An 18,781-nucleotide genomic window follows, 5' to 3' on the forward strand; every position below is an offset into this window, starting at 1 on the left:
CGACCAGCGCGGCGCCCGGCACGATGGGGCGCGCGCGCATATCCTCTAGCCCCCTCCCCCACCGGTACACCGATGCCCCCGCGCCCCGCCCCCGTCTACGACTACATCATCGTCGGCGCCGGTTCCGCCGGCTGCGTACTGGCGCACCGGCTCAGCGCCGATCCCGACGTGCGTGTGCTGCTGCTCGAAGCCGGCCCCAACGATGCGCATCCCTTCATCCACATGCCGGCAGGGCTCGCGAGGCTGGTCAACCGCAAGGACGTGAACTGGAGCTACGACACCGCGCCCGAGCCTGCGCTCCAGGGTCGCAGCCTGTGGTGGCCGCGCGGCAAGGTGCTTGGCGGCTCGAGTTCGATCAACGCCATGTGCTACACCCGCGGCGCCCCTGCCGACTACGATGCGTGGGCCGCGCAGGGCGCCAGCGGGTGGTCGTGGGACGAGGTGCTGCCCTGGTTCCGGCGCAGCGAAGGCAATACACGCGGCGCCGATGCCTGGCACGGTGCGGACGGTCCGCTCGGCGTGACCGATCTGCGCCACGTCAATCCGTTGTCCCGGATGTTCGTCGAAGCCGGGGGCCAGGCCGGGCTCCCCATCAACGACGATTTCAACGGACCGTCGCAGCTGGGCGTGGGGCTCTACCAGGTGACCCAGCGCAACGGCGCGCGCTGTTCCGCAGCCGTCGCCTATCTCGACCGCGAGACGCGCGCCCGGCCGAACCTGACGATCCAGACCGGCGCGCTCGCCAGCCGGGTGACGTTCGAAAACGGACGCGCCAATGGGGTGGTCTATTCGACCGCGCGCGGCGCGTTCCATCAGCCGGCCACGCGCGAGGTGCTGCTGTGCGGCGGCGCGATCAACTCGCCGCAACTGCTGATGCTCTCGGGAATCGGCCCGGCAATGGACCTGCGCCGGCAGGGACTGGCTGTCGTCCACGACGCGCCGCAGGTGGGCGGCAATCTGCAGGATCATCTCGACATCTGCACGCTGGTCCAGTCCACCCAACGCATCAGCTATGACCGGATCAGTGAAGCGGCGGTCATCTGGGAATACTTCGCCCGCGGTCATCGCGGCCCCGGGACCAGCAACCTCGCCGAAGCCGGCGGCTTCTACCGCTCGCCGCTCGCCCCGGACGCGCGCGCCGACATCCAGTTCCACTTCGTGCCCGCACTGCTGGACGACCATGGCCGCAAGCGGCTGCCGGGCGACGGCTACACCCTGCACGCCTGCAGCCTGCGACCACGCAGTCGCGGCCGGATCTCGATCGTCAGCAACCGCATCGCCGACAGACCACGCATCGAAGCGAACTATCTAGGCGACCCGGAAGACTTCGACCTGCGAATGATGGTCGAGTGCGCGCGTATCTCGCGCACGATCCTGTCCCAGTCGCCATTCGACGGAGTCCGTGGCACGCCCCTGTTCCCGCCGCGCGCCGACCTGTCCGATGCCGAACTCGCCCAATTCGTGCGGGCCAGAGCGGAGTCGGTGTACCACCCGGCCGGTACCTGCCGCATGGGCAGCGACGATGACGCCGTCGTCGATCCACAGCTGCGTGTGCGGGGCGTCGAGGGCCTGCGCGTCATCGACGCCTCGGTCATGCCGACCCTGCCCGGGGGCAACACGAATGCACCGGTGATCATGATCGCCGAGCGCGCGGCCAGCCTGATCGCAGCGGGCTAGCGCGCGGTGGTGGCCGCCGGCCGGGCCACCAGCCAGACCCCGACAGCGGCGAGCGCGAACCCCGCAAGCTTGAGCGCGGTCAGGTGCTCGCCGAGCAACCAGGTGCCCAACAGCGCGGTCACCGGCGGCATCAGGAAGAACAACGCAGCAACGCGCGTCGCCGCGCCACGCCGGATCAGCACGAACAGCAGGGCGAAGCCGCCGATCGAGTTGACCGCCACCGTCCACAGCATCGGCAGGTAGAAATCCGACGCATGGGCGAACCGGAACCCCTCGACCCACAGCGCGCCCGGCAGCAGCACCAGCGCGGCCGCAATGTTCTGCATGGCGAGCCCGGTGCGCAGGTCGACCGTTGATGCGTGGCGCTTCTGGTAGACGGTGCCCAGACTGATGCCGGCCAGACCGGCGAGCAGCGCGAGCCACGCCGCCCACGACACCTCACCGCCGATCCGGTCCGCCACCACCAGCGCGACGCCTGCGATGCCGAGCACCAGACCGCACCACTGGACCGCGCGCAGACGCTCCTGACCCGTCGCCACCGCGAGCACGGCGACCGCAAGTGGCATCGTGCCGATGACCAGCGCGGCGACGCCTGCACCCGCGCCCCGCTCCATCGCCATGTACACGCCACCGAACTGCAGGGCGAGCATCAGCACGCCCGCCACCGCGCTGTGCATGAGCGCGCGCGGGCGCCCCCAGGGCGCACGCGTGGCCAGCGCGAACACCGCGAACGAAAACCCTGCCAGGCCGAAGCGCCAGACGAGTGCGGTCAACGGGGCGGCATGCGCCACCATCAGCTTGCCGGCGATGTAGCCGGTGCACCACAGCAGTACGAATGCGGTGCCGAGCGTGGCACTGGAGGAAAGAAGGGAACGCGGATCGGTCATGGACGGCCGCAGCAGGCGTGTCCGCTATCGTCGGCCTGCGAGCGCGCCCCTGTCACTGCGACCTTGGCCCAAGCCGCCACCACGCGGCGACTGCTCCAGCGTCGGCGGCAGCGGGCAGTGCAGCACCCCGCAGATCGTGCGCAGCAACTCGGATTCGGCCACGCTGACCTGCCCGTCATGGCTGATCGCGGCAGTGATCGCCTCGACCATGACCTGCTTGGCGAGGGGGTCGAGTGCATCGAGCGGTTCCCAGACCGCGTCGAGCGCCTGCACCCCGGCGGCGGGCGGCGCGTAGGGCACGTGATCGCGGGGCAGCACGCGCTGCATGCCGGCAAGATAGGCGCGCTGCGCTTGGGCGGCATCGTCGGGATTGCCCGCCTGCGCGACCACCGCAAGCAGGGTCGCGAATTCCGACTTCACATTGCCGGGCTTGCGCCGGCCGAACTGGATATGACGGCCGGGATCGAGCGCCTCGCGCAGTTGCACTTCCAGCAGCCGGCCCAGGCAGTATTCGAACAGCGAGACGCGATTGTCGGCATGGATGACGGCGTGGACGGTATCGAGGAACGTCCCGAGCTCGGGACGCGGGCGCCGACGCAACACCGGAAAGGCCATCGCCGCGAGCGGCAGGCGCAGCATCGGGTGCAGCGTCAGCAGATAGGTCTCGCGCAGATGCGCCGCCTCGGTCGCCACCGAGACGCCAAGCCGGGCGACGATCTCGCTGTGCTGGCGCTCGCGCACATCGCTGCGCGCGTCGAGCAGCAACGCCAGCACCAGCGGCATGGCCGCTTCACGATGGGTGGCGACGTCGTGCAGGGCATCACTGATCGCCGAAACCAGCGCGTGCGCCCGTTCGTAATCTTCGTCGCGCGGCTGCGCCACCTGCGCCGCGACCATTGGCGGCGTGATCGAGAGCGCGCGATCCACACCCGGCAGAGCCTCGCCCGGTGCCACGAGGCCCAGCGCCACATCCTCCTGCAGACCGTCCGGTGGCAGGGACCGCCACTTCATCTGCAGGCGCGAGAGCTGTTCGGCGCGGAAGCCGGGGTCCAGCGCCTGGATCCGCTTGATCAGTGGCGGGTGCGTCGCGAACAGGCCACTGAGCCCGGCGCCCTCGCCGAACAGCATATGGCTGACTTCCTCGGCATCCTCGCGGTGGGCGAGTCGGGAGCCCGCATCGAGTCCGCCGATCTTCTTCAGAGCTCCGGCAATCCCGGCGGTCTGGCGCGTGAACTGCACGGCCGAGGCGTCGGCCAGCATTTCCCGAGACCGGCTCACCCCGGCCTTGATCATGCGACCGAAGAACATGCCCAGACTGCCGACCGCCATGGCCGCGAGTGCCGCGCCGATCACGGCGAGCGTCGCGCTGTTCCGGAAGCCGCGGCCATGCAGCAGGATCTTGCGACCGATGATGCCGATCATCAGGATGCCGAACAGGACGCCCATCAGCCGGATGTTGAGCCGCATGTCGCCGTTGAGCACATGGCTGAACTCGTGTGCGACGACCCCCTGCAGCTCGTCGCGATTGAGCCGCTCGAGTGCGCCGCGGGTCACCGCGACGACCGCATCGGACGCCGAATAGCCGGCCGCGAAGGCATTGATGCCGGCCTCCTGTTCGAGCACGTAGATCTTCGGCACCGGCACGCCGGATGCGATCGACATCTCCTCGACCACGTTGCGCAGCCGGCGCAGATGCGGATCGCGAGTGTCTTCGGGCACCGGCACGCCGCCAAGCTGCAACGCGACCGGCTCGCCCCCGCTGCGCAGCGACGCGATGCGGAACAGCGACCCCAGGCCGATCACCGCGACCGTGCCCAGCGCCGCCGCGAGCAGCGCGCCGGGGCGCGGGCCAACCATCACCAGCACCAGCAGGTCGACCATCACCACGATGCCCAGTACCGCGAGCGCGAACAGCACGACCAGGCGCGTGCTGTTGCGTCGCGCCCGGGCCTGTTCTTCGAAGAAATTCATCAGGCTGCGACCCCGCGCGTCCCCCCGGCGCGCCCGCGGGTCAGAACGTCACCCTCGGCGCTTCGCGCACTTCGGCGCGGTCGGCCGGAATGTCGAGCAGCGCGGCCTGCTTGAAGTTGAACATGCCCGCGAGCACGCTCGAGGGGAACACTTCGCGCCGGTTGTTGTAGGCCATTACCGAGTCGTTGTAGGCCTGGCGCGCGAAGGCGACCCTGTTCTCGGTGCTGGTCAACTCCTCGGTGAGCTGCATCATGTTCTGGCTGGCCTTGAGGTCCGGATACGCCTCCGACACCGCGAGCAGACGACCCAGTGCCCCGTTGAGCGCGCCCTCCGACTGCGCGAGTTGTGCCATCGCGGCAGGATCGCCGGGATCGGCTTTCGCGGCCGACAGGCCCGCCTGCGCCAGGTTGCGCGCCCGGGTCACCGCTTCGAGCGTTTCCCGCTCGTGGCTCAAGTAGCCCTTGACCGTCTCGACCAGGTTCGGAATCAGGTCAAAGCGACGCTGCAGCTGCACATCGATCTGCGCGAACGCATTCTTGTATGCATTGCGGGCAGTCACCAACCCGTTGTAGATACCCACGCCCCAGAGCGCGAGGCCGGCGGCCACGGCGACAAGCAAACCGAGCACGATCAAAGCACTAGCCATCAAACTTCCCCTTGTTCATGCAATCGAGATTGCAGGCGCTATCATCCCCACAGCACCAGAGCATACGCAGGGGGCAGGTCCGATGAAAAGCCGACATCCTTCACGCCGGCCGTTGGCGCGCCTGGGGCTGATCGGGCTGTTGCTGCCCGCTGCGCTGGGCTCGGCCGCGCAGGCACCGACCTCCTCCGACATCATCGAAAGCGACGGCGAAGACGCCGTCACCGCAATCGTGCCGCTCGACGAGCAGCCCGGCAGGCCGGCGATCGTCAGCCGCGAGGATGCGGTCAAGCCGCGGCCGGTGGTACCCGGCCAGACCAGGCCCCTGGCGCCAAGCTTCGACGTCACCCTGCTCGAAGCCATGGCCCAGGACCTCGTCGCCAACCAGCGCGTGCCCGGCATGGCGATGGCGATCGTGCACAAGGGCCAGGTGCTCAGCGCGCGCGGCTACGGCATCACCGACGTCAAGGCGGCCGAACCGGTCGATGCGCACACCGTCTTCCGCCTCGCGTCGCTGTCGAAATCCTTCGCCGGCACCGTCACCGGCATGCTGGTCTCCGAAGGCGCCCTGCGCTGGGACAGCCACGTCGTCGATTATCTGCCCTCGCTGCGGTTCTCCGATCCGATGGCGGCGCAGCAGCTCACCGTTGCCGATGTGCTGAGCCACCGGGTCGGCCTGGGCCGCAACACCTACGATCGCGACATCGAACGCAACGCCGACTATCACGATCTGGTGCAGCGCCTGGCGTCGGCGCCGATGAGCTGCCAGCCCGGCAACTGCTATGCCTACCAGAACGTCGCCTTCAGCCTGGTTGGTGACGTCGTGTTCGCCACCTCGGGGCAGTTCTTCAGCGAGGCGGTTTCGCGCCGTATCTTCAAGCCTCTCGGCATGAACGATGCGAGCTACGGGCTCGAAGGCATCCAGGCGAGCACGCGCTGGGCCAAGCCGCACGTCCGCGCCGGTGGCGGCTGGACGTCGCTGATGCCCAAGCCCACCTACTATCGCCTGGCGCCCGCGGCCGGGGTCAATGCCAGCATCAGCGACATGGCGCAGTGGCTGGTCGCGCAGACCGGTCATCGGCCCGATGTGCTCCCGGCGCCACTGCTGGCGACCCTGCAGGCGCCCATCGTCGGCACCCCGCCGGAGATGCGCAATTCCTCGTGGCGCCGCGACCGTCTCGACGCCGCGGGCTATGGCTTGGGCTGGCGTGTCTACGACTACGCCGGCGAGCGGGTGGTCTTCCATGGCGGCGCAGTCCAGGGTTATCGCGGCCTCATGGCACTGATCCCGGGCCGCGACTTCGGCATGGTCGTGCTGTGGAACAGCGAAAGCAGCCTGCCCTCGGGCATGCTGCCGACGATCCTCGACCGCGCCATCGGCTTGCCGCCGCAGCGCTGGGTGGACGTGGACCCGAATCTCGAAACCCTGCATGCGCAGCGCACGCGGTCACCTGCCGCATCGCCAACGGGCGGCAGCACCACCCACCGCGCGGACGCGACGCCGGAGTAAGCGGGAAATCGTCGCCGCGGCGCGCGGCCACGTGCGCACCCGCGACGGTCGCCCGCAAAGAGAACGAGGACGTGGTGCCGTGCGGGCGCGGCCGCCCTGGCCGGTGCTCCACCGCGCCCCGCGAGCGTCGGCGCGCACCACCACCGATCACCCAGCATCCGCGCATTCCTGACGGGTGATCGTCCCGCGTGCGCGCGGCCAGGCGGCATGGACTCGCGCCCTGCAAGATGGACATAAAAAAACTCCTCCTCCGCCTGGGCACGCGGAGGAAGAGCTTTCGAATACGAACTCTGTGACGTCAGATCAGCGGCGTCGGGATCGTCGGGATCACCACAGGTGCCGAGGACTTGCGGGCGCGCTTGGTCGGCGTACGCTTCTGCGCGGCCTTCTTTGCCGGCGACTTCTTGGCGACGGCCTTCTTGGTGACGGCCTTCTTCGTAGCCGTCTTCTTGGTGGCGGCCTTCTTGGTGGCCGACTTCGCGGTCTTCTTGGTGGCGGCCTTCTTGCTGGCGGTCGACCGGGTCGCCTTCTTGGCCGTGGCCTTCTTGGCGGTCTTCTTGGTCGCCTTCTTGGCCGTGGCCTTCTTCGCGGTCTTCTTCACGGCCTTCTTGGCGACGGCCTTCTTTGCGGTCTTCTTGGCCGTGGCCTTCTTCGCGGTCTTCTTCACGGCCTTCTTGGCGACGGCCTTCTTCGCGGTCTTCTTGGCCGGCGACTTCTTGGCGACCTTGGCGACCTTCTTCACTGCCTTCTTCGCGCGACTCACTGCCTTCTTGGCGGTGGATTTGGTAGCGGTTTTCTTGGCTGCCTTCTTGGCAGGCGCTTTCTTTGCAGCTTTCTTCGTGGCCATGGAATGGCTCTCCTCGTCAGTGGACTTGCAGGTACAACGGCCCAGTTCTCAAACGGCGCGCGGGAGTCGGACCCGCGCACAACCGCCGACGCGCACCGCGCATCGACCGGATTCGAAGGGAGGGTCGTCGACTGCACGACGTCGCCCTGGTGAAACGGTACCTCTGCGCCGGGTCGACGGCGCGGAGACGGAATGGAGGGTGGACGTGTTTCGCAGCGAAGACGATGCCCGCGTCCACCTTGTGATCGTGCTGGCGGAGTTTCGAGTTGTGCTGCGTGCTGGTGTCGTTCGACTCACTCGTTTGGCGGCAGACGTCTGTTGCGGCGAAACCTAATCACGGTTTTTTCCACTGTCAACAGGTGTTGATATTTTTCCGGCAAGGTCGAGCGCGCGCATGTCGCCTCACACCCGGGCATCGCGACAAGGTCATCGCATCGCGCAGGACCTCGCGGTGCACGCACTACGCGAAGCCGCTTTTGCGAAACACCACAAAACAAGGCATCAACTTCGCAAGGCCTGAAAATTTCAGACCCGAGCCCGACACAGGCAACGCCGATTCCAGTGCGGTGAAAAAACCATCACCGAACCTACCGCTACGTAAATCGTGCGATGACGAATGCCAAGGCTTTGCGCGGCTGCAGGATCGGTTTGCGCGAAAAATGCGCAGCCCTCGAACGACGTCGGGAGGTCGCGAACCGTCGACCGCATGTGCGATCAACGACGCCGCTTCGCATCGACCCGCAGCGAGCGATCGCCCAAAAGAAACCGGCGCGTTCCTTGCGGAACGCGCCGGTCGGGAGACGCCACGTCTTGCGACGTCTCAGTCTTCCTCGCCCTCGAGCAATTCACTGTACTCGTCAGGCGGCAACAGCTCGTTGAGCTGCTCCGGCTCGCTGAGTTCGATGACGAACAGCCAGCCTTCGCCGAAGGCGTCCTCGTTGATCGTTTCCGGCTTGTCGGCCAGCGCTTCATTGACGGCGGTGATCGTGCCCGACACCGGCGCATAGACGTCGGACGCAGCCTTCACCGACTCGACCACCGCGACGCCGTTTCCGGCTTCGACCGTCTCGCCGACCGCGGGCAGCTCCACATAGACCAGATCGCCGAGCAGGCCCTGGGCGTGATCGGAAATGCCGACGGTGACCTTGCCGTCACCTTCGATACGGACCCATTCGTGGGACTTCAGGAACTTCAGGTCGCCTGGGATTTCACTCATGGTCGGCTCCGGGAACGCGTGCTGTCGGGAAGAGGAGGCTAGTGTAGCGACGATCGCGCGCGGCGCGCATCAGACGCCGTCGGCGGGCTGACCGTTGCGTACGAAAGGAAACTTCACCACGCGCACCGGTACCTGGCGGCCGCGGATGTCGACGGTCACAGCGCCGGGCTCGCCTGCGGGTACGCGTGCGAATGCGATCGCCTTGCCGATCGTCGGCGAGAACGTGCCCGAGAGGATCTCGCCGGGACCATTGGCGGTCGCCACAGCCTGGCCATGGCGCAGTACGCCCTTGTCGTCCATCACCAGGCCGATCATCTGACGCGGCGCTCCGCCGGCCTGCGTCTCAAGCAGCGCGCGCCCGTTGAATGCGCGACCTTCGTCGAGTGCGACCGTCCAGCCGAGCGCCGCCTCGTAGGGCGAGACGGTCTCGTCCATGTCCTGACCATAGAGGGCCAGGCCTGCTTCGAGACGGAGCGTGTCGCGCGCACCGAGGCCCGCCGGGGCGACGCCCGCTGCATGGAGCGCCGTCCACAGCGCAGTCGCATTTGCTTCGTCGACCACGATCTCGAAACCGTCCTCGCCGGTGTAACCGGTACGGGCCACGAACAGATCGCCGAACGCCGTCCCGCTGAGCGCCGCGGCAGCAAACCGGCCGAGCTTGGCGACCTTTGCCGCATCGGCTTCGCCGAGCAGGCCGGCGACGATCTCCCGCGCCTTCGGTCCCTGCACCGCGATCATCGCCAGCTCGGGGCGCTCGGTGACGACGACATCGAACCCATCGGCCTGCGACGCGATCCACGCCAGGTCCTTTTCGCGGGTCGCCGCGTTGACGACCAGGCGGAACCAGTCGTCGGCCATGAAGTAGATGATCAGGTCGTCGACGATTCCGCCCTCGATGGTCAGCATGCAGGTGTAGAGCGCCTTGCCGGGGACCTTGAGCTTGTCGACGGAGTTGGCGACGAGCTTGCGCAGGAAATCGCGGGTGCCGGGGCCACGCAGATCCACGACGGTCATGTGGCTGACGTCGAACATGCCCGCGTCGCGTCGCACGTGGTGGTGCTCCTCGATCTGCGAGCCGTAATTGAGCGGCATGTCCCAACCGCCGAAATCGACCATGCGCGCGCCGAGCGCGCGGTGGGCATCGTTGAGGATCGTCTTGCGCGTCATCTGCCGGCTCACTTGCGGAAAGCCGGGATTATCGCAGGTCGCCGGCCGCCAGCAGGCCCGAGCCGCTCCTGCAGCCGGGGCCAGGCATGCGCGCCTGGCCCCCGCCGGATGACCGTCAGGCCATCTCGACGTGCAGGTTGACGCCGTCGGTCCCGACCACGCGGACCGGCGTGCCCACCGGCAGGTCAGGACCTTCGACGATCCAGAACGCGTCGCCGATCTTGATCCGGCCACGACCGGCGACGATCGGCTGGTCGAGTGGCGCCACGCGACCGATGTGCTGCGATGCGCGCCGGTTCAAGGTGGGATGGTCGCTCTGCGGTTCGCGGCCCCGGAACCAGGTGCGGTACACGAGCACCGACAGGAAGCTCAGCACCACGAACAGCGCCACCTGCACCAGCAGGCTGAGGCCAGGCAGGAACAAGGTGATCAGGAACACGGCCGCCGCGGCAAAGCCCATCCACAGCAGGAATGCACCAGGCACCAGGGTCTCGGCCGCCATCAGCAGCAACGCGATCGCGCCCCAGCCCACGACGTCCCAACGCAGCCAGTCCATGTCAGAGGCCTGCGCGTGACGGCGGCGGCGGGGGCTGCACGCCGCGCGGCGCCGACTTCTGGTTGCTCAGGGCCTCGCGGGCGAGTTCGCCGATGCCGGCGATCGACCCGATGATGCCGCTGGTCTCCATCGGCATCAGCACGAACTTCTGGTTGGGCGCGGTCGCCAGTTCCTTGAACGCCTCGACGTACTTCTGCGCCACAAAGTAGTTGATCGCCTGCACGTCACCCTGGGCAATCGCATTGGACACCATCTCGGTGGCCTTGGCCTCGGCCTCGGCCAGGCGCTCGCGCGCTTCGGCCTCGCGGAACGCCGCTTCCTTCTGGCCCTCGGCCTCGAGGATCGCAGCCTGCTTCTCGCCCTCGGCGCGCAGGATCGCGGAGCTGCGGTGGCCTTCGGCCTCGAGGATCACCGCACGACGCTCGCGCTCGGCCTTCATCTGCCGGGCCATCGAATCGATGAGGTCGCGGGGCGGCTGGATGTCGCGGATCTCGATGCGGGTGACCTTGATGCCCCATGGGTTGGTCGCCTGGTCCACGACGTTGAGCAGCTGGGCGTTGATCTTCTCGCGGTTGCTCAGCGATTCGTCGAGATCCATCGAGCCGATCACGGTGCGGATGTTGGTCTGCACCAGCGCGATCGTGGCGATCTCGAGGTTCGAAACCTCGTATGCGGCCTTGGCCGCGTCCAGCACCTGGAAGAACACCACGCCGTCCACGCGCACCACCGCATTGTCGCGGGTGATCACGTCCTGGCTCGGCACGTCGAGCACCTGCTCCATCATGTTGATCTTGCGGCCGACGCCGTAGACGATCGGCACCAGGAAATGCAGGCCTGGCGTCATTGAATGCGTGTACTTGCCGAAACGCTCGACGGTCCATTCGAAGCCCTGCGGCACCATGCGCACGGTCTTGAAGAGCACGACGACGCCGGCGAACGCAAGCACCACCGCAAGAAACAGCCCTGTCCCCATTCTTCTTCTCCCTGTATTGGTCGGCTGATGCCGCCGGGCCGAGTATAGGCGCCGGCCCCGTCGCGCACTCCGGGCCGGGGCTGGACGCATGGCGAGTTGTCCGTGGTGTATCCAACGGCCCGTACCGCCTCTATCCGGCGGCAGTGACATCGCCGCCGTCCCGACGGCCTGCGCCTTTGGCGAAAGGCCGGCGCGAGGCCATGCCGTGCACCCTGATCGTGAGGTGTAGGCCCGCGATCGGCCGCGTATCCCGGGGCTTCGCCCCTCCTCCGCGCATCGGCGCAGGCGTGCGCGCATCGATCCGCGCGTCGCGAACACGGGACGATCGAGCGAATGGCCCGGTAACCGGGCGCCAGCCTGGCTGGCGATTACTTGGTCAGGATCAGCTTGTCGTTGCGCGTATGGCGCAGGCGATAGACCTCGTTGCCATGGCGGATGCAGAGCTCGCGGTGTCCGCCGAGCAACTGCACGCTGTCGAGCTCCGGCACCTGGGGTGTATGCGCCAACGCATGGACGTTCCGGCCATCGCGGGCATTACGGGAGACGGCTGCATCCTGGAACGGGCTTGCACGCATGACGAATCCTCCGATCGGAAATCCGATGATAGTGATTCTCATTAACGGGTCAAGCGCCAAGTTCATGCACTCGTGGCTGCTTCGAGACGCCTCCACGTCGCCTCGTCCAAACGATCCAGCAACTCGATCGCCTGGAGGTTCTCGATCAGCTGCGCGGTGCGGCTGGCGCCGAGCAGTACGGTGGACACATGAGGATTGGTCAGGCACCAGGCGATCGCCAGTGGCGCGGGTGCCACACCGAGCTCGGCGGCGAGCGCGACGAAACGGCCTGCCCGCGTGAGCCGATCACCGTCGTCGCCCAGGACGCTGCGCTTCAGCCAGGCGAGTTCCGGCTGGGCGAGGCGGCTGTCCGCAGGCACACCCCCGGTGTACTTGCCGGTCAGCAGACCCGAGGCCAGCGGCGACCACACCGTGGTGCCCAGTCCGAGTTCGGCGTACAGCGGCGCGTATTCCAGTTCCACGCGGGCTCGCTTCAGCAGGTTGTATTCGGGCTGCTCCATGGTCGGGCCGTGCAGATGATGCGTGCGGGCGATCTGCGCAGCCTCGCGGATCAGCGTCGCCGGCCATTCCGACGTGCCCCAGTACAGGACCTTGCCCTGGCGGATCAGCGTATCCATCGCCCAGACGGTCTCGGCAACCGGCGTGTCCGGATCGGGCCGGTGGCAGAAGTAGAGGTCCAGATGCTCGACGCGCAGACGCTTCAATGCCGCGTCGCAGGCGTCGCGCACGTGTTTGCGCGACAGGCCACGCTGGGTGGGCCGCCGGTCGGCGGCGGCGCCGAAGAACACCTTGCTCGAGACGCAGTAGCCGTCGCGCGGAAGGCGCAGGTCGGCGATGACGTCACCCATGACCTGCTCGGCCGCGCCATTGGCATAGCCCTCGGCATTGTCGAAAAAGTTCACACCGTGGTCCCACGCGGTCGCCACGAGCTCGCGTGCTTCGCTGCGGCCGATCTGGCTGCCGAAAGTGACCCAGGCACCCAACGACAGGGCGGACAGCTGCAGGCCGGATGATCCGAGGCGGCGGTACTGCATGGAGACTCCTGGAACAGGCGACGGACGGGTGGACCAGTATGCCCGCCGGCTGCGAGCGGACGCCCGGGTCGAGCGCCCGATGCTGCTGGCGATGATGACGGCCGTCGCTGCACCCAGCTGCGACTGGAGACGCTCCCGCCACGATCTGAAGACCAGCCAGCGGGCGTGGCTGCCGCAGCACGCGACGCGTCAACGCGATGGTGCGCGCTGACAAGAGCGCTCGGTGGCCTTGAAGCTGCCTCCCGAGGGTTTCGGCGACTCAAGCCGGTGCCGACCCGCGCCGGCGCCTCCGGGAGATCCGTGCCGACGCATTGCCTCTGCAGACGATGTTCAAAGAGGAAGAGCCCTGTCGCGGATCCGTGACCAGGCGTGCGTGCTGCGGCCCGGCGGGTGGCGCATGGGAGCGACTCGACCGTCCGGGTCCACCGCATGCTGCTGGCCTGCGGCCGGGCGTGGGGCGTCCGGGGGTGCTCCCTGGCAGGCGCCGGAGGCCACCGCATTTCCGACCTGTGCGCGACGCATCCGCCCTGCCCGGGCGGCGCTGGCGGGCGCCTGCAACAGGTCAGGCGTGGGGGCCGCGGCCGTGCGGAGGCGCATGGCGCCTGAATGACAGGACTTTCACGCCCAGTATGGTTGCCGGGGCCGGCCCGCTGCACTAGGCTGCGCGACTTGGCGAATGGCCCGGGGGCCACGATGGATGACTTGACGCGGATCGGCTTCGGCCTGTTTGGACTGGCCGTGCTGCTCGCGATCACGTGGCTGTTCTCCAACAACAAGCGCAGGGTCGACTGGAAGCTCGTCGCCACCGGCGTGACGTTGCAGATCGCCTTCGCTGCGGTGGTGTTGCGCGTGCCCGGTGGCCGCGAGGTGTTCGACGCGCTCGGCCACGGCTTCGTCAAGGTTCTCTCGTTCGTCAACGCCGGCTCGGAGTTCATCTTCGGCAGTCTGATGAACATCGAAACCTACGGCTTCATCTTCGCCTTCCAGGTGTTGCCGACGATCATCTTCTTCGCCGCGCTGATGGGCGTGATGTACCACCTGGGCATCATGCAGTTCATCGTTCGCGTCATGGCTTCGGCGATCACCAAGGTGATGCGGGTCTCGGGCGCCGAGACCACGAGCGTGTGCGCCAGTGTCTTCATCGGCCAGACCGAGGCGCCCCTGACCGTGCGCCCCTACATCTCGCGGATGACCGAATCCGAACTCATCACGATGATGATCGGCGGCATGGCGCACATCGCCGGCGGCGTCCTGGCCGCCTACGTCGGCATGCTCGGCGGCGGCAACCCGGAAGAGCAGGCGTTCTACGCCAAGCATCTGCTGGCCGCGTCCATCATGGCCGCGCCGGCGACACTGGTCATCGCCAAGATCCTGATTCCCGAAACCGCTGATCCGCTGACCCGCGGCACGGTGAAGATGGAGGTCGAGAAGACCACCAGCAACGTCATCGACGCGGCAGCCGCCGGCGCCGGCGATGGCCTGCGCCTGGCGCTGAACATCGGCGCGATGCTGCTGGCCTTCATCGCACTGATCGCGATGGTGAACTACCCGCTCGAGTGGATCGGCGAGGTCACCGGCCTGGCCGAGGCGATCGGTAAGCCCACCAATCTGGCGACGATCTTCGGCTTCGTGCTCGCCCCGATCGCCTGGCTGATCGGCGTGCCGTGGCAGGACGCGTCGGTGGTCGGCTCGCTGATCGGTCAGAAGATCGTCATCAACGAATTCGTCGCGTACCTGCAGCTGGCCGACATCGTCAACGGCCGCGTCGACGGCGTGACGCTCAGCGAGCAGGGCCGCCTGATCGCGACCTATGCGCTGTGCGGCTTCGCCAATTTCAGTTCCATCGCGATCCAGATCGGCGGCATCGGCGGGCTCGCGCCCGACCGCCGCCAGGACCTTGCGCGCTTCGGCCTGCGCGCGGTGCTCGGCGGCACGATCGCCACGCTGATGACGGCCACCATTGCCGGCGTGCTGACCTACGTCGGTGCCTGATTTCGATTCTTTCTGAAGTCGCGCGAGCGGATACAGAACAGGGGAAGGTGCGCGTGAGCCATGTCGTCGTCGTCGGGTCGTTCAATGTCGACCATGTCTGGAACTGCGCCACACTGCCGCGTCCGGGCGAAACGCTGAGCGGCCGCTACCACACCGGCCCCGGCGGCAAGGGCTTCAACCAGGCGATCGCGGCCGCCCGCGCGGGTGCCCAGACGGGCTTGCTGTGCGCACTTGGCGGCGACGAAGGCGGCCGCCAGGCGCGTGCGCTGGCCCAGGCCGACGGCATCGACCTGCGCGTGCACGACAGCGCCCAGCCGACCGGCACCGCCGGCATCTATGTCGACGAAGCCGGCCAGAACACCATCGTCATCGGCGCCGGCGCCAATGCAGATCTCAGCGTCGCATGGCTGGGGCGGCAGGCCGCCGCGCTCGCTGGCGCGCGCGTGCTGCTGTCGCAGCTCGAGTCGCCGCTCGACAGCGTGCTCGAAGCGATGCGCCTGGCGCGCGCCGCGGGCACCATCACCATGCTCAATCCCGCGCCGGCGAACGCGCAGTGCCTGCGCGAACTGCTGGCCGCGGCCGACATCCTCACACCGAACGAAACCGAGTTCGCCGCGCTGCTGGAACGCCATACCAGCCATCGCATCGACAGGGACGAAATCGCCGGCGCGCCCGACGCGCAGCTGCACCGCCTGTGCCGCACCCTGCTGCCGCGCGGCACGGTGGTGATCACGCTCGGGGCAGCCGGCGCGTTCGTCTCGCACCGGGAAGACCTGCTGCGCGGCGACGATGCGCCGTTCTACCGCGTGGCCGCCGAGAAGGTGGAACCGGTCGACACCACCGGCGCCGGCGATGCCTTCAACGGCGCCCTTGCAGCCGCCTATGCCGCCGCGCCCGCGCAGCCGTTTGCCGCGCACGTGCGGTTCGCCAATCGCTACGCCGGCCTGTCGACCGAACGCGTCGGCGCCGCATTGGCGATGCCGCGGCTCACCCCCGGCGGCTGAACCCCGGAATCGGCCGCATGCGGCCCGCATCTCGCCGATCGGCGACAATGGCGCCATGCAGATCGGCCCCTACCGCATCGAACCGAACGTGGTCCTGGCCCCGATGGCCGGGGTCACCGACAAGCCGTTCCGACAGCTTTGCAAGCGGTTGGGCGCGGGGCTGGCGATGTCGGAGATGACGATCAGCGACCCGCGCTTCTGGCAGACCGAGAAGTCGTTGCGGCGCATGGACCACGACGGCGAGCCCGCGCCTGTCGGGGTACAGATCGCCGGCACGGAGCCGGCGATGCTGGCAGAGGCCGCACGCTACAACGTCGACCACGGCGCGCAGATCATCGACATCAACATGGGCTGCCCGGCGAAGAAGGTCTGCAACGCCTGGGCCGGTTCGGCGCTGATGCAGGACGAGGCGCTGGTCGCGCGGATTCTCGACGCGGTGGTGCGCGCGGTCGACGTGCCGGTGACATTGAAGATCCGCACGGGCTGGTGCGCCGAGCACCGCAATGCGCCGACGATCGCGCGCATCGCGCAGGACGCCGGCATCGCCGCGCTGGCCGTGCATGGCCGTACCCGCGACCAGCATTACACCGGCACCGCCGAGTACGACACGATCGCCGCGATCAAGGCCGCACTGACGATTCCGGTGCTCGCCAATGGCGACATCGACTCGCCGGAGAAGGCACTGGCCGTGCTGCGCCATACCGGCTGCGATGCGGTAATGGTGGGCCGCGCCGCGCAGGGCCGGCCGTGGATCTTCCGCGAGATCGCGTACTTCCTGAGTTCGGGCACGCATCTGGCGCCGCCGACGCTGCCCGAGATCCGCGACATCCTGCTCGACCATCTTGCCGCGCTGCATGCCTTCTATGGCGAGACCTCCGGCGTGCGTATCGCGCGCAAGCATCTGGGCTGGTACGCCAAGGATCGACCGGAGAACGCGGCATTCCGCAACGTGGTCAACCGCGCCGAGACGGCGCAGGCGCAGATCGCGCTGACGCACGAGTACTTCGATGCACTGATCGCGAGCGACATCCGGCCGACGCTCGCAGCCTGACGCGGACGCCTGCTCGGGGTGCGCGCGCCCGTACTGACGATGTCCACGCCCCGGGATCCCTGCGCGCCCGCAGCGAGCAGACGCGTCCCTCCCCTCAGTGCGCCTCGACAGCCTCTTCGCTGCCGAGGCCCGGCAATGCGGGTTCGCGCCAGATCCGCGCCCACGTCGCCCGCAAGGTTCCGGCGATGTCACGCGGCATGCCGGCCTGCACCGGCGGCACCGCGCGCCAGGCGCCGTCGGCGCGCTCGGCCACCGTGAAGCGGAACAGGTAGTCCGGCTCGGCGCCCATGCGCAGGTCGCTGAGCTGCAGCCGGTCATCGACCACGGTCGCGCCCACGAAGCCGTGGTTGAACCACGCGAGACGCCGCACCGCCGGCAGTCCGGCATTGGCCTGCAGCGCGCGGGTGTCGGACGCGTACGCCGTGAAGCGCATCGGCCCCCGGTCGGCGGCCAGCGAGCGGAAGCCTTCGACATATCCGTCCGGGGTCATCGCCACCACACGCCACAGCAGGGTATTGGCCGGCATCGGCACCGAGAAGCGCGGCGCATCCGCCAGCCCCATGGTAGCGAGACTGCGCTCCGCCTCGCGGTCGACGATGGTCTTGGCGACCAGCGACCAGCCGATGTACGCGGTGCTCAGCACCAGGCCGAACACCAGTGCGCGCTTGCCGAGCGGGCGCGCCCCCGCAAACAGCGCGACCAGCACGCCTGCCAGCAACCAGATGGTGTACAGCGGATCGATGATGAAGAGGCTCGACCACATTGCCGGCGGTGGCCGCAGCGGCCACCACAGCTGGGTGCCGTAGACGGTGAACGCATCGAGCAGCGGGTGCGTGATCAATGCAAGTGCTATCGCCCAGAACCAGCGCACCGGCGATGCCGCGACGCGAGCCTTGCCGAAACGCTTGAACAGCCACCAGATCGCGACGGCGATCAACGGCAACACCAGCAGCGAATGCGTGAGCCCGCGATGCAGGGTCATGCGCAGCACCGGGTCGTCGGTCATCAACGCGATCGGGATGCCATCGAGGTCGGGCAAGGTGCCGAGGATGGCGCCGGCAGCGAGGGCGGCGCGGCGATCAGTGGCAGGAACGACAGCCGCGGCCACCGAAGCGCCGAGCACGATCTGGGTGAACGAGTCCATCGGCCGATGCTAGCAGCCGCTAACGACACGACGCCGGGGCGCGGGCGGGGCGCGACACCGCCTGGCCGTTGGGCTCGGTGCATGCAGGCAGCTCCGGCACTCCGCCCCGAGGCGAAGCAGACGCAGCCCGGAGGCGGCCGTCTGGCGCTTCGGCGAGTGCGGCCAGGCGGCCGACCCGTCGCCGTCGGTGCGTAGAGGACCCGCATGCTCGACCGTCGCCGCGCGACGGATCTGGCCGCAGACGATGCCATGGGACTACCCGGCCCATGGGCCGGACGGACTTGCCGGCGAGCGAAGCCTTCCGGGCCACGCCGGCGTAACCGCCGCACCGCACAGGGAGCTCCCTTGGCAAGCAGCCATGCATGCCGGGCGCGGGACGGGCGAAGCCGAGCCCCGGATGTGCCACTGCGAAAGCGGTCCACAAGTGGCTGCAGACCGCAGCACCTGGCGCGCTGCGGAGCGGCGCCCGTGGCAAGCGCGTCAGCCCTGCACAGCACGTCCCTTCCGGGCCCATGCCGAGCCTGTCGCGCACGC

At 68.3% G+C, this 18,781-nt stretch carries 16 protein-coding genes; 5 read left to right on the forward strand and 11 right to left on the reverse strand.

The features are described from left to right. Nucleotides 1-72 precede the first annotated feature (72 nt). The gene (locus tag CNR27_RS13685) at nucleotides 73-1,677 is read left to right on the forward strand and encodes a GMC family oxidoreductase (RefSeq protein ID WP_096299620.1); all 1,605 of its coding nucleotides are present in this window, start codon (nucleotides 73-75) and stop codon (nucleotides 1,675-1,677) included. On the opposite strand, the gene CNR27_RS13690 is transcribed toward CNR27_RS13685, so the two are convergent. The 3 genes from CNR27_RS13690 to CNR27_RS13700 are packed head-to-tail and all read right to left on the reverse strand — an operon-like array spanning nucleotide 1,674 to nucleotide 5,181. After that, complete coding sequence (locus tag CNR27_RS13690) at nucleotides 1,674-2,564, reverse strand: DMT family transporter (protein ID WP_096299622.1); 891 nt, start codon at nucleotides 2,562-2,564, stop codon at nucleotides 1,674-1,676. The genes CNR27_RS13685 and CNR27_RS13690 overlap by 4 nt on opposite strands. A 24-nt stretch (nucleotides 2,565-2,588) precedes the next feature. Then, nucleotides 2,589-4,535 (reverse strand): M48 family metallopeptidase, encoded by a 1,947-nt coding sequence (locus CNR27_RS13695; RefSeq protein WP_096299624.1) that lies wholly within the window; start codon nucleotides 4,533-4,535, stop codon nucleotides 2,589-2,591. Nucleotides 4,536-4,575: 40 nt separating this feature from the next. Continuing rightward, a complete protein-coding gene (locus tag CNR27_RS13700; RefSeq protein WP_096299626.1) occupies nucleotides 4,576-5,181 on the reverse strand; it encodes a LemA family protein in 606 nt (201 codons plus the stop codon). Nucleotides 5,182-5,263: 82 nt separating this feature from the next. Here CNR27_RS13700 and CNR27_RS13705 point away from each other — a divergent pair, with 82 nt between their 5' ends. Continuing rightward, a complete protein-coding gene (locus tag CNR27_RS13705) occupies nucleotides 5,264-6,688 on the forward strand; it encodes a serine hydrolase domain-containing protein (RefSeq protein WP_096299628.1) in 1,425 nt (474 codons plus the stop codon). Nucleotides 6,689-6,986: 298 nt separating this feature from the next. Here CNR27_RS13705 and CNR27_RS13710 read toward each other — a convergent pair whose 3' ends face one another. From CNR27_RS13710 to CNR27_RS13740, 7 genes are all read right to left on the reverse strand, one after another. Beyond that, nucleotides 6,987-7,535: a histidine biosynthesis protein HisIE gene (locus CNR27_RS13710; protein WP_096299630.1), complete on the reverse strand. Its 549-nt coding sequence runs from the start codon at nucleotides 7,533-7,535 to the stop codon at nucleotides 6,987-6,989. 820 nt (nucleotides 7,536-8,355) lie between these two features. Continuing rightward, the gene (gcvH, locus tag CNR27_RS13715; protein ID WP_096299632.1) at nucleotides 8,356-8,751 is read right to left on the reverse strand and encodes a glycine cleavage system protein GcvH; all 396 of its coding nucleotides are present in this window, start codon (nucleotides 8,749-8,751) and stop codon (nucleotides 8,356-8,358) included. 69 nt (nucleotides 8,752-8,820) lie between these two features. Further along, on the reverse strand, nucleotides 8,821-9,918 hold the full coding sequence (gene gcvT, locus CNR27_RS13720; RefSeq protein WP_096299634.1) for a glycine cleavage system aminomethyltransferase GcvT: 1,098 nt from the start codon (nucleotides 9,916-9,918) through the stop codon (nucleotides 8,821-8,823). 115 nt (nucleotides 9,919-10,033) lie between these two features. After that, complete coding sequence (locus tag CNR27_RS13725) at nucleotides 10,034-10,465, reverse strand: NfeD family protein (RefSeq protein WP_096300684.1); 432 nt, start codon at nucleotides 10,463-10,465, stop codon at nucleotides 10,034-10,036. 10 nt (nucleotides 10,466-10,475) lie between these two features. Beyond that, nucleotides 10,476-11,447, reverse strand: a complete 972-nt coding sequence (locus tag CNR27_RS13730; protein WP_096299636.1) for an SPFH domain-containing protein — start codon at nucleotides 11,445-11,447, stop codon at nucleotides 10,476-10,478. 368 nt (nucleotides 11,448-11,815) lie between these two features. Continuing rightward, the gene (gene hemP / locus CNR27_RS13735; protein WP_096299638.1) at nucleotides 11,816-12,022 is read right to left on the reverse strand and encodes a hemin uptake protein HemP; all 207 of its coding nucleotides are present in this window, start codon (nucleotides 12,020-12,022) and stop codon (nucleotides 11,816-11,818) included. A 62-nt stretch (nucleotides 12,023-12,084) separates the two neighbouring features. Next, complete coding sequence (locus CNR27_RS13740; protein ID WP_096299640.1) at nucleotides 12,085-13,056, reverse strand: aldo/keto reductase; 972 nt, start codon at nucleotides 13,054-13,056, stop codon at nucleotides 12,085-12,087. Between the two features lie 693 nt (nucleotides 13,057-13,749). Between CNR27_RS13740 and CNR27_RS13750 the strand changes: the two genes are divergently transcribed. The 3 genes from CNR27_RS13750 to dusB are packed head-to-tail and all read left to right on the forward strand — an operon-like array spanning nucleotide 13,750 to nucleotide 17,103. After that, nucleotides 13,750-15,048 carry a NupC/NupG family nucleoside CNT transporter gene (locus CNR27_RS13750; RefSeq protein ID WP_096299644.1) on the forward strand — a complete coding sequence of 433 codons (1,299 nt, stop codon included), beginning with the start codon at nucleotides 13,750-13,752 and terminating at the stop codon, nucleotides 15,046-15,048. 53 nt (nucleotides 15,049-15,101) lie between these two features. Then, on the forward strand, nucleotides 15,102-16,052 hold the full coding sequence (locus tag CNR27_RS13755) for a ribokinase (protein ID WP_096300686.1): 951 nt from the start codon (nucleotides 15,102-15,104) through the stop codon (nucleotides 16,050-16,052). A 55-nt stretch (nucleotides 16,053-16,107) separates the two neighbouring features. Then, entirely contained in the window at nucleotides 16,108-17,103 is a 996-nt protein-coding gene (gene dusB / locus CNR27_RS13760; protein ID WP_096299646.1) for a tRNA dihydrouridine synthase DusB, read from the forward strand. A 94-nt stretch (nucleotides 17,104-17,197) separates the two neighbouring features. Here the strand turns inward: dusB and CNR27_RS13765 are convergent, their stop codons facing one another. Next, a complete protein-coding gene (locus tag CNR27_RS13765) occupies nucleotides 17,198-18,247 on the reverse strand; it encodes a metal-dependent hydrolase (protein ID WP_096299648.1) in 1,050 nt (349 codons plus the stop codon). Between the last annotated feature and the right edge of the window lie 534 nt (nucleotides 18,248-18,781).

The sequence above is a fragment of the Luteimonas chenhongjianii genome (assembly GCF_002327105.1).
Classification (GTDB): domain Bacteria; phylum Pseudomonadota; class Gammaproteobacteria; order Xanthomonadales; family Xanthomonadaceae; genus Luteimonas; species Luteimonas chenhongjianii.